Raw genomic sequence first — 13,888 nt, 5'->3', positions numbered from 1 at the left:
CGGCTCGGCGTCTGGCTCGGCGCACGGCACGGCGCCCGGCTCGCGCCTGGAGGTGCTCGTCGAGGTCGACTCCGGGATGCGGCGCACCGGCGTGCCGCCCCAGGAGGCGGGCGCGGTGGCGGTCGCGCTCGCCCGGGCCGGGCTGACTCCGGTGGGGGTCTTCACCTTTCCCGGTCACTCGTACGCGCCGACGGGGCGGGAGGCGGCGGCTGACGACGAGCGCCGCGCCCTGGGGGAGGCGGCCGAGTCGGTCGCGGCGACCGGCGTCTGCGAGGGGCCGCTGGTCGTCAGCGGCGGGTCGAGTCCGAGCGTCGGGTTCGCGCGTCCGGGCGGGCCGGTGACCGAGCTGCGGCCGGGGGTGTATGTCGTGCAGGACGCGCAGCAGTGGGAGCTGGGCTCGTGCGGCGTGGATGACATCGCCCTGACCGCGTACGCCACGGTCGTCAGTCACGCCGGCGGGCGCATCGTGCTCGATGCCGGCACGAAGGTGCTCGGCGCCGACCGGCCCGCCTACGCCAGCGGCAACGGCCGGCTCCTCGACCACCCCCAGGCGCGGATCGTCTCGGCCAGCGAGCATCACGCGGTCGTCGAGCTGCCCGCGGGCGAGACACCGCCTCCGCTCGGCTCGGTCTTGCGGGCCGTGCCGAACCACGCGTGCAACGCGATCAACCTGGCCGACGAACTATGGGTGGTCGGCGCCGGCGACGGGCCACAGCTCGCGGGAGCCGGTGTCTTCGAGGGGAGTTGGCGGGTCGCCGCCCGCAACGCCAACGACTGAGACCTCTGTAGTTGACACGTCACCTACCTACGACCTAAGGTAGGTGACATATCAAACAGTCAACGTCTCGACCCCGAGGAGCACGCCATGAGCACCATCACGACCCCCACCACCCTGAACGACCTGTCCGGCACCTACGCGATCGACCCGACGCACTCGCGCATCGGCTTCGTCGCCCGCCACGCGATGATCACGAAGGTCCGCGGCGGCTTCGACACCTTCGAGGGCAAGGCCGTGGCCGACGGCGCCGACTTCGCCGACTCCTCGGTCGAGCTGACGATCGACGTCGACAGCATCGACACCCGCAACGAGCAGCGCGACGGCCACCTGCGCAGCGGCGACTTCCTCGCGATCGAGGAGTACCCGCAGATCACGTTCGTCTCGACCGCAGTTCGCCCGACCGGTCCGGCCAGCTTCGACCTCGTCGGCGACCTGACGATCAAGGGCGTGACGAACTCCGTCACCGTGCCGTTCGAGTTCGAGGGCGGCGCGACCGACCCGTTCGGCAACGAGCGCGTCGGCTTCGAGGGCTCGGTCGTCATCAACCGCCAGGACTACGGCGTCACCTGGAACGCCGCGCTGGAGACCGGTGGTGTGCTCGTCAGCGACAAGATCACGCTGGAGTTCGAGATCTCCGCGATCAAGGGCGCCTGAGCCGCACCCGCAATGCCGCCGGACCGCTCAGGTCGGCCCGTCCCGCGGCGACAGATCACCGGAGGCCGTCGGCGAGAACCCCCGCCGACGGCCTCCGCGTGCATGTTCTGGAGTTGCTGCTGTCTCGCGGATCAGTGGAATTCGCCGCGGGAGAAGGCCTCTTCGAGTTCCTCGAGCGAGCGGCCGGAGGTGTTCGGCAGCATCTTGTAGAGGAAGAACCAGGCGAGCAGGCCGATGACGGCGAACAGCCCGAAGATGCCCTGCAGGCCGGCGGCGGCGACGATGATCGGGAACGAGAACGTCAGGGCCGCGTTGGTCAGCCACATGCACAGCACCGAGACGCCCATGCCGAAGCCGCGCAGGCGCAGCGGGAACAGCTCCGAGAGCGCCACCCAGACGGGGGCGTTGAGGCACGTCTGCATGAAGAAGACGAACGTCACGCACAGGATGAGGATGACGAACGCGCGGGCGGTGCCCTCGGGCATGATCGTCGCGACGACGGTGATGATCGCGTGGATCGTCGTCGTGGCGGCGAAGCCGAAGAGGATCAGCTTGCGGCGCGGCACCCGGTCGATGATGACGAACAGGCACAGGGCCGTGCCGACGACGGCGAGCACGCCGTTGGCGACGTTGGCGATGATGGCGGCCGACGACGAGAAGCCGGCGACGCGCAGCAGCTCGGTGCCGTAGTACATGACCGAGTTGATGCCGGTGACCTGCTGGGCCGCGGCGATGCCGCACCCGATGATGATGAGCCGGCGCACCCACGGGATGGCCAGGTCGGCGAACCCGCCGCTCTGGGCCTGCGCCTCCTCCTCGGCGAGGGCCTCGACCTCACCGATCTCGGCGCGGGCGCGGTCCTCGTTGCGCACCTGCATGAGCACGCCGAGGGCCTCCTCGTAGCGGCCCTTGCTGATGAGCCAGCGCGGCGACTCGGGCATCCGCAGCATGCCGATGAACAGGAAGATCGCCGGGATGGCGCAGATGGCGAGCATGTAGCGCCACACGCCCTCGTGGTGACCCCACAGGCTGGAGATGATCGCGTTGATGATGAAGGCCAGCATCTGGCCGACGACGATCGCCAGTTCGTTGCGGCCCGACAGGGCGCCGCGTCGCTCGGTGGGAGCCAGTTCGGCGAGGTAGACGGGCACGGTCACCGAGGCGGCGCCGACGGCGTAACCGAGGATGAAGCGCGACGGCAGCAAGATGCCCAAGCCCGGGGCGAACACGCAGCCCAGGGTGCCGACGAAGAAGATGACCGCGACGATCGTCAGAGCCTTCTTGCGGCCGATGGCGTCGTTGGTGCGGCCGCCGAGGAGCGCGCCGACCGCGGCACCGATGAGCAGCGTCGCCGTGACGAGCCCCTCGGTGAAGGGGGTGAGCCCGAGCTCCAGCTTCATGGGCTCCAGGGCACCGTTGATGACACCGGTGTCGTAGCCGAAGAGCAGGCCGCCGAACGTCGCGACGATCGCGATCGTGTCGAGTCGGCGGGTGTGCGGCCCTGGCCGCAACGGTGGTAGTTCGAATCCCGTGGACCCTCCAGCCGGAGCTCCATGTGACATATCCGCGCCTCCTCGCGTGGCGGCCCGGCCTCGATGCCGCAGCCCTGTCGTCGTGCGCACCGCCTCGCCGTAACGACGCCTGCGCCCACCCCTCGTCGGGTGCCGAATCGACGCGTCTCGCGCCCGACTCGTGATCGTCAAGCTAGTGCCGCACGCCACCCGTTGGCAAGCGAATGTCCTAACATTTTTACTTTTGCTGTTCGGTCGGATGTGGCCGGCTGGACTATGGGCGGATTATGCTCTGCGTTCCCGTCTCAGGGAAGGGCCGCGAGCAGGCGCCGGAGTCGGTCCGCTTCCCGGCGTAGCGAATCGGCTCGAGGTGCCGGTGCCTGGGCCGCCTTCCGCAGCGCGTCGGCCTCCGCCGCGACGATGCCGCGCATCTGGAGTTCGGTCAGCGTTCGGCGCGGCGCGTCGGCGACGCCGACGCCGAGTGACGCGGACTCGATCGCGCCGGCGCGGGGCGCCTGCGTGGCCGGGACCGCCTCCGCGTTGTCGATGGCCGCCAACGCCGTGCGGTAGGTCGCGGCCGCCTCGCGGTCACGCGAGCGCATGGCGTCGACGATCGCCGCGCGCAGGGCGGTGCGCACGGAGGTGATGTCAGAGGCGGTGTCAGGCGCGGTGTTTGCGGTGGCGTCTGCGGGGGCGGCGTCTGCGGGGGCGGTCGTGTCTGCGCGGGCGGGGGTGTTCTCGGGCTCGTCGGGGTCGGTGGTCGCGTCGGTGGTCACCAGGTGAGTGCAGCACGCATCGGCGTGCCGGCGCATCACGTTTCCAGCTGGGCGATGACGGTGACGGTGCCGGGGGCGACCTCGGTGAACCCGGCGTCGCGGACGGCCAGCAACCGCTGGTCGCGCCAGGCCGGCCGCGGCCGGGCGACCTGCCGGGTCAGCTCGGCCCACGCGGGGGCGTCGGCCGGGACCGCCCGAGCGGGGCAGCCGGCGTCGCGCCAGGCGGCGAGGGTGGACTGGTCGGAGGCGGCGAGCAGGGTGGCCGCGAGCATGCCGGCGTGGCCGGTCTGGGCCATGAGCTTGCCGGCGGTCATGTCCAGTGAGTCCGGCACGTGCACCGTGAGCAGGGGCGCGCCGGCGCTGGAGGGCGGCTCGCTCTCGTCGGTGGCCGGGGCCCGCGCGATGACGGGTTCGCCGTCGGCGTCGGCGGGGATGTCGGTGCCGCCGACCTGCAGTTTGGCGACGCGCTTGTTGAGTTCGGTGACGAGGCCGGGAACGAGCACGCGGATTTCGGTGTCGCCGCTGGTCGGGGTGGCGACGCTGGTCGGGGTGCCGCTGGTCGGGGTGTCGCCGCTGGTCAGGGTGAGGCCGGGCAGGTCCGCGGTGGCCTGCCACTGGGCGCCGCGGCCGCGGCGGGTGACCTTGCGGATGTGGCCCTGGCAGTAGGCGCTCACCGCGTCGAACCACTCGCCGCCCGGCTCTGCGCGCGCATCGAGACACAGCGCAGCGCAGCCGCTGGCGGCCAACGCGAGGGCGGCGCTGCGGCTGGGCGGGTCGCCGCGTTCGAGGCGAAGGAGGATCTGGATCGCCCGTACGCGCGTGGGATCCTCGTCGCGGTCGTGCAGCACCTGGGCGTCGTCCATGTCGAGCCAGGCGGCGTAGCGGGCCCGCAGCGGTTCGAGCACCTCACCGATGGGCATGGGCGACACATCCTTTCGTGTCGCGGCGGCGATTGAGGAGCGACGACACGGGGATCGACGACACCGGGAGCGACGTGGGGTGAACACGGTCACCATCATGCGCGAGGCGCACGGTGGAGCCCGAGCCGCGGGGCCGCTCGTGGTCGGCTTCTCGGGGCCGGCTGCTCAGGGCCGGCTGCTCAGGGCCTGCCGCTCGGGTCAGCCGCTCGGGTCAGCCGCTCGGGTCAGCCGCTCGGGTCACCGCTCGGGGTCGGCCGCTCGGGTCGGCCGCTCGGGTCGGCCGCTCGGGTCGGCCAGCCCTGACCAGTCGCGATCACGCGGCGCCGGTGCCGGCGGCGAGCCTGCTGCGCACCTTTCGCATGAACTCGCTGTCGGGCTCCATCCAGGGTGGGATGCCGACATTCGGACGGTCAGGCTGGTCAGGCTGATGCTGCGAGTCGGAGGGTTCGCAGGCGTCCGCCAGCAGCGCTACGGACTCGGTCTTCCACCAGGGCGCCGTCGTTGCCGAGTGGGGCGTCGTCGGTGCCGAGTCGGACGGTGCCAAGCCCGACGGTGCCGAGTCGGACGGTGCCGAGCCGGACGGTGCCAAGCCCGACGGTGCCGAGTCGACCAGCGTTCGTGGCGGCTCCGTGCCCGTCCGTGGGCGATCGAGGTCGGTCTGCAACGAGTCGGCCGGGTCGGCGACGTAGGCATCGGGGGCGGGGCCACTGGAGGTGCGGCTGCCGCCGCGGTGCGGCCTGGGTCCGAAGGTCTTCGTGTCCGCGACCCGTGCCGGGGCGCGCGTCGAAGGTGACCCAGTGGCTTTCGAGGCGGTCACCGGAGGGTCCTGCGTAGGCGGGCCCGTCGGGCAGGGGCCGGCAGACGGCCGCTGGAGCGGTGTACCGGACCGGCAGCCCGTTGGCGGTCGTGAAGCGCAGCCCCGAGCGTTCGCCGGGGCGGGGATCATCGGCCGGGTCGGCGTCCGGCAGGTTCGGGTCGCCGGCGATCGTGAACTCGCCGCGGTGATGCGCGGCGTGATGACGGGGGCACAGGGCGACGAGGTTGTCGAGGTCGGTGAGCCCGCCGAGGATCCAGTGCACGATGTGGTGCACCTCCAGATGCCGGGTGCTTGCGCAGCCGGGATAGCGACACCCGCGATCGCGGTCGAGCACGAGACGGCGCGTGTGGCGCGGCACCGTGCGCTGTGAGCGACCCACGCTGACCGGGACGCCGTCGGTGTGCCACACCGGCCGCAGCTTGGCGTCGCACGTCAGGCGGTCGACGATGTGGCGGGGGAGGCAGGGGCGCCCGGTCAGCCAGCCGAGGTCGGTGTCGAGGTGCACGTACACGCGGTAGGCGTCCCGGCGTGACGGCGACTCCAGCCCCTCGAGCCGGTTCGCGGCCAGGTGGTGCAGGCCGTCGGCGAGGCTGACCCGAACGCTCTTGCCGGTCTCGCCCGGCTCAGAGACCGCGTCCGACGCGGACGGGCGCTGGGGGTCCGAGGTTTCCGAGGGGTCGCCCTCGGCCGTCTTTGTGTTGTAGAGGCGCCACAAACTGTCGGTGGCCTCCCGCACGGCGCTTTCGACGAGCGCCCCGATGTCCGAGGGCGCGTCGTACTGCAGGTGGAACCAGCCGGCGTCGTCGTGCCGCATCGACAGGCGCGGCGCCGGCTCGGGCGGCATGGGCTCGGACGGCAGGGGCGCGGACGCTTCCGTCTCGCTTGAGCCGGTCTCGCTCGCGCCCGTCTCAAGCGAGACCGCCTCCGGGCTCGACTGGCTCTCGGTGACCTCCGTTTCGGCCGCATCCGCATCCACAGACGCAGGCGCCGACTGGGCCGGCTCCGCGACAGGCGTGCGGAACTCGGTCGAGGTGGCGCGCACGATCTGCGGCACGGTCGCGAAGCGCGCCAGCTCGCAGACGGAGGCCTCGTAGGCGGCGGGTACTCGCCGCGCGATCGGCCCCACCTGCTCCAGCGACAGTTCGCCGGTGGCGAGGGCGCCGAGGGTGACGGGCAGCTCCTCGCGCCGGCGCGCAACCTCCAACACCTGCGCCGCGCGCGACCGCGACAGCCCCGCACGTAACACCAGCCAGTGGGTGGGCGACGAGATGCCGTCTCCGGCCCACGCTTCCGTGGCCAACGCCTCCGCGGCGATGTCCACGAGCTGCGCGTGAGCCCGGTTCAGCACACCGACGACACTCGACAGACGTCCTTCGAGGCGCTCTGTCTTGCTCGGTAACATGCTGATAGACATGCGTTTATCATACTCCTGTTCTAGTATCGATGCAAGAGGGATCTGGTCATTGTCGCGAAGCTGCCATCGGGTGTTGTTAGCCATAGGCAGCATTGAAGACGCCACCACCGACAAGACTCCGCGGCGCTCGGATTCAGTGGCGCTCGGGTTCAGTCAGGTATCGCCGGTACCGGTCGCGGCCGACTCTGTCGGCGCCCGGGTTCGAACCTCTACCGTCGAGACGGCCCAACAGACAGGGAGATCACCATGACCCAGGTTGTCGTCGTCATCGGAGCCGGTTCGATCGGGCAGGCCATCGCCCGCCGGGTCAGCGCGGGGCGCCACGTGCTCCTCGCCGACCTGCGGGAGGAGGGTGCGCGGACGGCTGCCACGATTCTGGCCGACGCGGGCTTCGCGGTGAGCACGGCCGCGGTCGATGTCGCCTCCCGTGAGTCGGTGCGCGAACTCGCCGCGCAGGCCGCGCGACTCGGCGAGCTGTGGGGCGTCATCCACGCCGCGGGCGTCTCGCCGAGCCAGGCGTCGCCGGCGACGATCCTGTCGGTCGACCTCTACGGCACCGCGGTCGTGCTCGAGGAGTTCGGCAAGGTCATCGCCCCCGGCGGGTCGGGCGTGGTCATCGCCTCCCAGTCGGGCCACCGGCTCCCGGCGCTGACGCCCGAGCAGGACGAGCAGCTGGCCACCACGCCGGCCGACGACTTGCTCGCGCTGCCGTGGCTCTCGCCGCAACGCGTCACCGACCCGCTCAACGCCTACCAGCTCGCCAAGCGCGGCAACGTGCTGCGGGTGCGCGCGGAGGCGGTGCGCTGGGGCCGGCGCGGCGCGCGCATCAACGCGATCAGCCCCGGCATCGTCATGACCCCGCTCGCGCGCGACGAACTGAGCGGCCCCCGCGGCGAGAGCTACCGGCGCATGATCGAGGGGTGTGCGGCCAAGCGTGCCGGCACCCCCGACGAGGTGGGCGCCGTGGGCGCGCTGCTCATGGGCCCCGACGGCGGGTTCATCACCGGCAGCGACGTGCTCATGGACGGCGGCGTCACCGCCTCCTATTGGTACGGGGAGCTGAAGCCGTCATGAGTCGCTGCTTGTAGGAGGAGATTGATACATGTCGGAGGTCGACCGCGAGGAGATCCTCGCCAACTGGCGCGCCCAGCTGCAGGGCATGGACGAGGCCGACACCGAACTGCTGGCGGCGCAGTTCTCGCCCGACGCGACGCTGACGCACATGACGGGGTTCGTGCATCCGCTGGCTGACTGGATGCGGGGCATCCGGGCACGCACGTTCGTCTACCACCGGGTCATCGAGCGCGGAGTCGACGTAGCGCTCGACGGCGACACCGCCCGTCTGGTCGGGCGCGTCATCACCGGCGTCACCGACGACGGCAGCGGCCAGGCGTGGCGGCTGCGCATCGAGCAGGACCTCGCACGCACGCCCGACGGCTGGCTGTGCACCGCCTCCCGCGTGACGATGGGCTGAGCGCACATCGACGCGGACGGCGCCTGGATCTCATACCCCTAGGGGGTATATAGTGGATGGCGCAGCCGCGGGAGCGCCTCGCGGTCGAACACCCGAGAAGGAGCCCTCATGAGCGTCGAGCAGAGCTACACCGTCACCGGCATGACCTGCGGCCACTGCGTCGCGTCGGTCACCGAGGAGGTCAGCGAGATCCCCGGCGTCACCGACGTCAACGTCGTGCTCGAGACCGGCGCGCTCACCGTCAGCGGCGACGACTCCGTCACCCGCGAGCAGGTCGAGGCCGCCGTGCAGGAGGCGGGGTACCAGCTCGCGTGAGGCCCGCCGCTCAGCTCGCCGCGTTCGGGGCCGGGCTGCTCGTCGCGTTCGGCGCGGCGTTCGCGCTCGGCTCGGCGGTCGGCCCCGATCTCCCGGAGCCGGTTCACCAGGCTCCGGCGACCGCACCCGGCCAGCCCGGTCAGCAGGGCCAGCCTCACACCGACGGCCGCTGACCCCGCCCAAATCCGCTACAGACTCAAGCCAGACCGGTCCCGCCAGGGCTCCCGGCCACGAGGAAGCCGCCATGGCAACGCCCACCACCACCCGCACTCCCGAGGCTGCCGCTAACCCGGCCGCCTCCGACGAGCGCAGCGTCGAACTCGCCCTCACCGGCATGACGTGCGCGTCGTGCGCCAACCGCATCGAGCGCAAGCTCAACAAGCTCGACGGGGTGAGCGCGACCGTCAACTACGCGACGGAGAAGGCCAAGGTCAGCTACGCGCCGACCGTCACGCCCGAGGATCTCGTCGCCACCGTCGAGGCGGCCGGCTACGGCGCGACGTTGCCCGAACCTGAGCCGGGCTCTGATCAGGTCGACGCGCGCGAGCGGCCCGAGGTCGACGAGCTGGCTCCGCTGCGGCAGCGCCTCATCATCAGCGCAGCCCTGGCGCTCCCGACGATCGTGCTGGCCATGGTGCCGGCGCTGCAGTTCACGTACTGGCAGTGGCTGTCACTGACGCTCGCGGCGCCGGTCGTCGTGTGGGGCGCGTGGCCGTTCCACCGGGCGGCGTGGACGAACCTGCGGCACGCGAGCGCGACGATGGACACGCTGATCTCGGTCGGGGTGACCGCGGCGTTCCTGTGGTCGCTGTACGCGCTGTTCCTCGGGACGGCGGGCGTGCCCGGCATGACCCACCCGTTCGAGCTGACGATCCAGCGCACCGACGGGGCCGGTTCGATCTATCTCGAGGTCGCCGCGGGCGTGACGACGTTCATCCTGCTCGGGCGGTACTTCGAGGCGCGCTCCAAGCGGGCCGCCGGGGCGGCGCTGCGGGCGCTCATGGAACTCGGCGCCAAGGACGTCGCGGTGTTGCGCGGCGGCCGCGAGGTGCGGGTGCCGATCGGGCAGCTGGCCGTCGGCGACGAGTTCGTCGTGCGCCCCGGCGAGAAGGTCGCCACCGACGGCGTCATCGTCGACGGCACCTCGGCCCTCGACGCCTCGATGCTCACCGGCGAGTCGGTGCCGGTCGACGTCGGCCCGGGGGAGGCGGTGACGGGCGCGACCGTCAACACGAGCGGGCGGCTCGTCGTGCGCGCGACGCGCGTCGGCTCCGACACCCAGCTCGCGCGGATGGCGCGGATGGTCGAGGACGCGCAGAGCGGCAAGGCGCAGGTGCAGCGGCTGGCGGACCGGGTCAGCGGCGTGTTCGTGCCGATCGTCATCGTGCTCGCGGTCGCGACGCTGGGCTTCTGGCTCGGGTCGGGAGCCGGGGCGGGCGCGGCGTTCACGGCGGCGGTCGCGGTGCTCATCATCGCGTGCCCGTGCGCGCTGGGGTTGGCGACGCCGACGGCGCTGCTCGTCGGCACCGGCCGCGGGGCGCAGCTGGGCGTGCTCATCAAGGGCCCGGAGGTGCTGGAGTCGACGCGCCAGGTCGACACGATCGTGCTCGACAAGACCGGCACGGTGACGACAGGCCGGATGGGCGTGCGCGACGTCGTCGTCGCCGACGGTGAAGACGCGGCCGACGTGCTGCGCGTCGCCGGCGCGCTCGAGGACTTCTCCGAGCACCCGATCGCCAAGGCCATCGCCGACGCCGCGCGCGAGCGGCACGGTGAGCTGCCGCGGGTGGAAGGCTTCGAGAACATCGCCGGCCGCGGGGTGCAGGGCGTCGTGCACGCTGGTTCGTCGGGTTCGGACTCCGGCGCTGATGAGGCGGGTCGCGCGACGGTCGTCGGGCGGCCGGCGCTGCTCGCGGACTGGTCGGCGCCGCTGACTCCGGAGCTGGAGTCGGTGATGGCGGCCGCCGCCGACCGCGGTGAGACGGCGATCGCGGTGGCCTGGGACGGCGCGGCGCGCGGCATCATCACGGTGGCCGACGAGGTGAAGGACTCCAGCGCGCAGGCGGTCTCGCAGCTGCGTGGCCTCGGGCTGACGCCGGTGCTGCTGACCGGCGACAACGAGCGCGTGGCGCGCACGGTGGCGGGTCAGGTGGGCATCGACGAGGTCGTCGCCGACGTGCTGCCGCAGGACAAGGTGGCGCACATCGCGCGGCTGCAGGAGCAGGGCAGGGTCGTCGCGATGGTCGGAGACGGTGTCAACGACGCCGCAGCGCTCGCCCAGGCCGACCTGGGTCTGGCGATGGGCACCGGCACCGACGCGGCGATCGAGGCCGCGGACATCACGCTGACGCGTGGCGACCTGCGCGTCGCCGGTGACGCGATCCGCCTCTCGCGGCGCACGTTGGGCACGATCAAAGGCAACCTGTTCTGGGCGTTCGCCTACAACGTGGCGGCACTGCCGCTCGCGGCGGCGGGCCTGCTCAACCCGATGCTCGCCGGCGCCGCGATGGCCTGCTCGTCGCTCTTCGTCGTCGGCAACAGCCTGCGCCTACGCAGCTTCGCCTCCCGCATCGACGAGCCCTAAGTCGCCCACACCCGGCCGAAGGTTGCCCTTTCGGTCGAGGGCTCCTGCCGCATCACGAGTCCTCGACTCATAAGGCCTTCGGCCGTTCAGGGGCGGGCAGGGGGCGAAGGGGTCAAGGCCCCTGTGCGGGGGCCGGCGCGGGGCGCTGAGAGGAGCCCCAGCCGGCTGTAGATGAAATCGTCTACAGCAGGCTACCCTTGCAGTGTGGCCGAGACGACGACGATCCGCATCAGCCGGGAGACTCACGCGCGCGTGACACGTTTGGCGGCGCAGCGCCACGAAACGATCGACGAGACCGTGCGGCAGGCGATCCGAGCCCTGCGCCAGGACGAGCTGGCACGGGACCTGACCGCGCCGCTCACCGAGGACGAGACGGCCTGGCTCGATGCTTGCTGACGCCGGGTGACGTCGTCGAACTGGATCTCGGCACGCCTGCCGGGAGCGAGGCGGGATCTCGTCGGCCGGCACTCGTGGTGACCGCAGCTCGTGTTCTTCGGGGTGGTCCCAACGTCGTCCAGGTCGTCCCCTTGACCCGGACCATTCGCCGCAGTGGTGCCGAGGTGGTCATCGACCCCGACGACGGCAACGGCCTCGGGACGCGGTCGTCGGCCCAGTGCCAGCATGTGCGGTCGGTCGCCACGAGCCGGATCTACGCGAGCACGGGCAACGTCGGCCCGGTGATCCTCGGCGAGGTGCGCGAGACGCTCGCGTTGTTCCTAGATCTGTAGGGGCCCGCCCGGGCGCAGTTTCAGGGGCTTGCGGCGAGGCGTTGGCGCAGCCCGGAGGCGCGGACGACGCGGCGCTCGACGGCGGCGCGGACGACGACCTCGGGGCCGACGACGCGCACCTGGCGGCTCGCGCGGGTGATGCCGGTGTACAGGAGCTCGCGGGTGAGCAGGGGTGAGTCCGCTTCGGGGAGGAGCACGGTGACCGACTCCGCCTGGCTTCCCTGGGCCTTGTGGATGGTCATCGCGTGCAGCGTGTCGACGTCGCCGAGGCGGCTCGGGGCGAACGTGCGGTAGGCGCCTGACGACGGCGTCGGCGGGTGTGTGACGCGGCCGCCGGCGCGGATCGCCTCGGCGCCGGCGATGACCGCGACCCGCCGGGCACGACGGGCGCGACTGGGGACCCCCTGCTCGGTCGGTGCCGCGACGACCACGCCGGTGTCGCCGTTGACGACGCCGGTCGCGTAGTCGTTGGCGGTTACCAGGAGCGGGCGACCGACGTACATCGGGTCGAACAGGCCGTCTCCGGTGGCCTCCCGCAGCCAGCCCTCGATGCGGGTGTTCCAGGTGGCCACGCCGTGCTCGCCGCGGCGGTGAGCGCACAGAAGCCTGTGCCGACCTAGCGCGTCGAGGGCCCCGGTCGCGTCCCCGGCCTGCGCCCGCTCGTAGATCGCGCGGGCCTGCCGGGTGAGCAGCCCCTCCAGCGCGCCGGCCGGATCGGGGGCATCGACCCACACGACCTGCCCCGGCTCGGCGGCGGCCGCGCTGCCGGGGGAGCCAGGCCGGCCCGCCGCAAGCAACTCGACGACCCGGTCGGCGTCGCCGTCGCGCAACGCCTGCGCCAGCGCCCCGATCGCCTCCCCGTAGCGGTACACCTTGCGCAGCCGCGCGAGGGCGACGGGCGCGGAGTCGGGCGAGGCCTCGGCCCCCGCGACGAGATCGGCGAGCACCGCCCCCGCGTCGACGGAGACGAGCTGGTCGGGGTCGCCGACGAGAATGAGCCGCGTCTGCGGCCGCAGTGCCTCGAGCAGCCGCGCCATGTGCGTCAGCGACACCATCGACGCCTCGTCGACGAGCACCACGTCGTGCGGGAGCCGGTTGCTCCGGTCGTGCCGGAACCGCGTGCCGGAGTCGGGCCGCTTGCCGAGGAGCCGGTGCAGCGTCACCGCCTCGACCTCGGCCAGGTGCGCCACGGCGTCGCGCAGGTGCGGCGGGGTCGCGGCGATGATCCCGGGCTCCTCGGGCGTGCCGACGAGCGCCGCGGTCAGCGCCTCCTGCATGCGGGCGGCCGCCTTGCCGGTCGGCGCGGCGAGCCCGATCCGCAGCGGCCGCCCGGAGCCGGCCGGGCCGGGTGAGTCGACCTGGCCGGACGAAAGTGCCCCCGAGCCGGTCGGACCGCTCGGGATGGTCGGTTCGGTTGAGCCGCTCGCGTCGCCTGGGCTGGGTGAGGCCGCCCCTGAGGTCGCGGTCCCCGTCGCGGTCTGCTCGGCGAGCAGCGCGAGGATCGTTGCGGCGGTGGTGGTCTTGCCGGTGCCGGGTCCGCCGGTGATGACCGTGGTCCACGAGCGCAACGCCCGCGCCGCGGCGTCGCGCTGGTCGGCGTCGCCGTCGCCGAACCTCCGAGCCAGCCCGTCCGCGAGCCGGGCCTCGTCGATTGCGGGGGCGGCGCGGCCCGCGCGATCGAGCAGATCGGCGACGACCTGCACCTCCTGCGCGTGATAACGCTGCAGGTAGACCAGGTCGAACTCGACGACCAGCGCCCGCTGGGCCGCCAGCGTGCTGGACCGCACCCGCTCGACCCATTCGGTCGGTTCGGGCCAGGGCAGGTCCGCGGCGTCGGTCGCCGGCTCGCCGTCGGCGGCCACCCCGGTCTCGCCGGGGGGCCCCGAGCGCCCCGAGGGCTCGGCCTCGTCGGGGGCG

Annotated in this window: 14 protein-coding genes; 9 read left to right on the top strand and 5 right to left on the bottom strand. The window is 72.4% G+C overall.

Annotated elements, in window-relative coordinates; translation table 11 throughout:
- Both PINTE_RS16320 and PINTE_RS16315 read left to right on the top strand, forming a co-directional pair.
- Window positions 1-778: alanine racemase (locus PINTE_RS16320; RefSeq protein ID WP_157087310.1), on the top strand; the 778-nt coding region annotated here is incomplete at its 5' end.
- Between the two features lie 87 nt (window positions 779-865).
- Window positions 866-1,432, top strand: a complete 567-nt coding sequence (locus PINTE_RS16315) for a YceI family protein (RefSeq protein WP_157087309.1) — start codon at window positions 866-868, stop codon at window positions 1,430-1,432.
- A 131-nt stretch (window positions 1,433-1,563) separates the two neighbouring features.
- Here the strand turns inward: PINTE_RS16315 and PINTE_RS16310 are convergent, their stop codons facing one another.
- The 4 genes from PINTE_RS16310 to PINTE_RS16295 all read right to left on the bottom strand — a co-directional run bounded on the left by PINTE_RS16310 (window position 1,564) and on the right by PINTE_RS16295 (window position 6,870).
- Window positions 1,564-2,994 (bottom strand): sugar porter family MFS transporter, encoded by a 1,431-nt coding sequence (locus tag PINTE_RS16310; protein ID WP_068432902.1) that lies wholly within the window; start codon window positions 2,992-2,994, stop codon window positions 1,564-1,566.
- A 254-nt stretch (window positions 2,995-3,248) separates the two neighbouring features.
- Window positions 3,249-3,719 carry a GatB/YqeY domain-containing protein gene (locus PINTE_RS23980; RefSeq protein ID WP_217996619.1) on the bottom strand — a complete coding sequence of 157 codons (471 nt, stop codon included), beginning with the start codon at window positions 3,717-3,719 and terminating at the stop codon, window positions 3,249-3,251.
- Between the two features lie 35 nt (window positions 3,720-3,754).
- Window positions 3,755-4,639, bottom strand: a complete 885-nt coding sequence (locus tag PINTE_RS16300) for an aminoacyl-tRNA hydrolase (protein ID WP_068432900.1) — start codon at window positions 4,637-4,639, stop codon at window positions 3,755-3,757.
- A gap of 419 nt (window positions 4,640-5,058) precedes the next feature.
- Complete coding sequence (locus tag PINTE_RS16295) at window positions 5,059-6,870, bottom strand: HNH endonuclease signature motif containing protein (RefSeq protein WP_169798556.1); 1,812 nt, start codon at window positions 6,868-6,870, stop codon at window positions 5,059-5,061.
- A gap of 246 nt (window positions 6,871-7,116) precedes the next feature.
- On the opposite strand from PINTE_RS16295, the gene PINTE_RS16290 reads away from it, so the two are divergent.
- The 7 genes from PINTE_RS16290 to PINTE_RS16265 all read left to right on the top strand — a co-directional run bounded on the left by PINTE_RS16290 (window position 7,117) and on the right by PINTE_RS16265 (window position 11,971).
- Window positions 7,117-7,944 carry an SDR family oxidoreductase gene (locus PINTE_RS16290; protein WP_068432895.1) on the top strand — a complete coding sequence of 276 codons (828 nt, stop codon included), beginning with the start codon at window positions 7,117-7,119 and terminating at the stop codon, window positions 7,942-7,944.
- A 28-nt stretch (window positions 7,945-7,972) separates the two neighbouring features.
- Window positions 7,973-8,344 (top strand): nuclear transport factor 2 family protein, encoded by a 372-nt coding sequence (locus tag PINTE_RS16285; RefSeq protein ID WP_068432893.1) that lies wholly within the window; start codon window positions 7,973-7,975, stop codon window positions 8,342-8,344.
- A 108-nt stretch (window positions 8,345-8,452) separates the two neighbouring features.
- A complete protein-coding gene (locus PINTE_RS16280) occupies window positions 8,453-8,659 on the top strand; it encodes a heavy-metal-associated domain-containing protein (protein ID WP_068432892.1) in 207 nt (68 codons plus the stop codon).
- Window positions 8,656-8,832, top strand: coding sequence for a hypothetical protein (locus PINTE_RS23345; protein WP_169798555.1), 177 nt, complete (start codon window positions 8,656-8,658; stop codon window positions 8,830-8,832). Before PINTE_RS16280 ends, PINTE_RS23345 begins: the two co-directional genes overlap by 4 nt.
- A gap of 71 nt (window positions 8,833-8,903) precedes the next feature.
- Complete coding sequence (locus tag PINTE_RS16275; RefSeq protein WP_068432890.1) at window positions 8,904-11,243, top strand: heavy metal translocating P-type ATPase; 2,340 nt, start codon at window positions 8,904-8,906, stop codon at window positions 11,241-11,243.
- Between the two features lie 204 nt (window positions 11,244-11,447).
- Entirely contained in the window at window positions 11,448-11,639 is a 192-nt protein-coding gene (locus PINTE_RS16270; protein WP_068432888.1) for a hypothetical protein, read from the top strand.
- Window positions 11,633-11,971: a type II toxin-antitoxin system PemK/MazF family toxin gene (locus PINTE_RS16265; RefSeq protein ID WP_068432886.1), complete on the top strand. Its 339-nt coding sequence runs from the start codon at window positions 11,633-11,635 to the stop codon at window positions 11,969-11,971. Before PINTE_RS16270 ends, PINTE_RS16265 begins: the two co-directional genes overlap by 7 nt.
- A 20-nt stretch (window positions 11,972-11,991) precedes the next feature.
- Here PINTE_RS16265 and recD read toward each other — a convergent pair.
- On the bottom strand, window positions 11,992-13,888 hold a 1,897-nt coding region (recD, locus tag PINTE_RS16260), incomplete at its 5' end, for an exodeoxyribonuclease V subunit alpha (protein ID WP_068432884.1).

The sequence above is a fragment of the Piscicoccus intestinalis NBRC 104926 genome (genome assembly GCF_001515525.1).
Classification (GTDB): Bacteria; Actinomycetota; Actinomycetes; order Actinomycetales; family Dermatophilaceae; genus Kineosphaera; species Kineosphaera intestinalis.
Note: the sequence above shows the minus strand (reverse complement) of the source record. Positions and strands in the feature narration are given on the sequence as shown.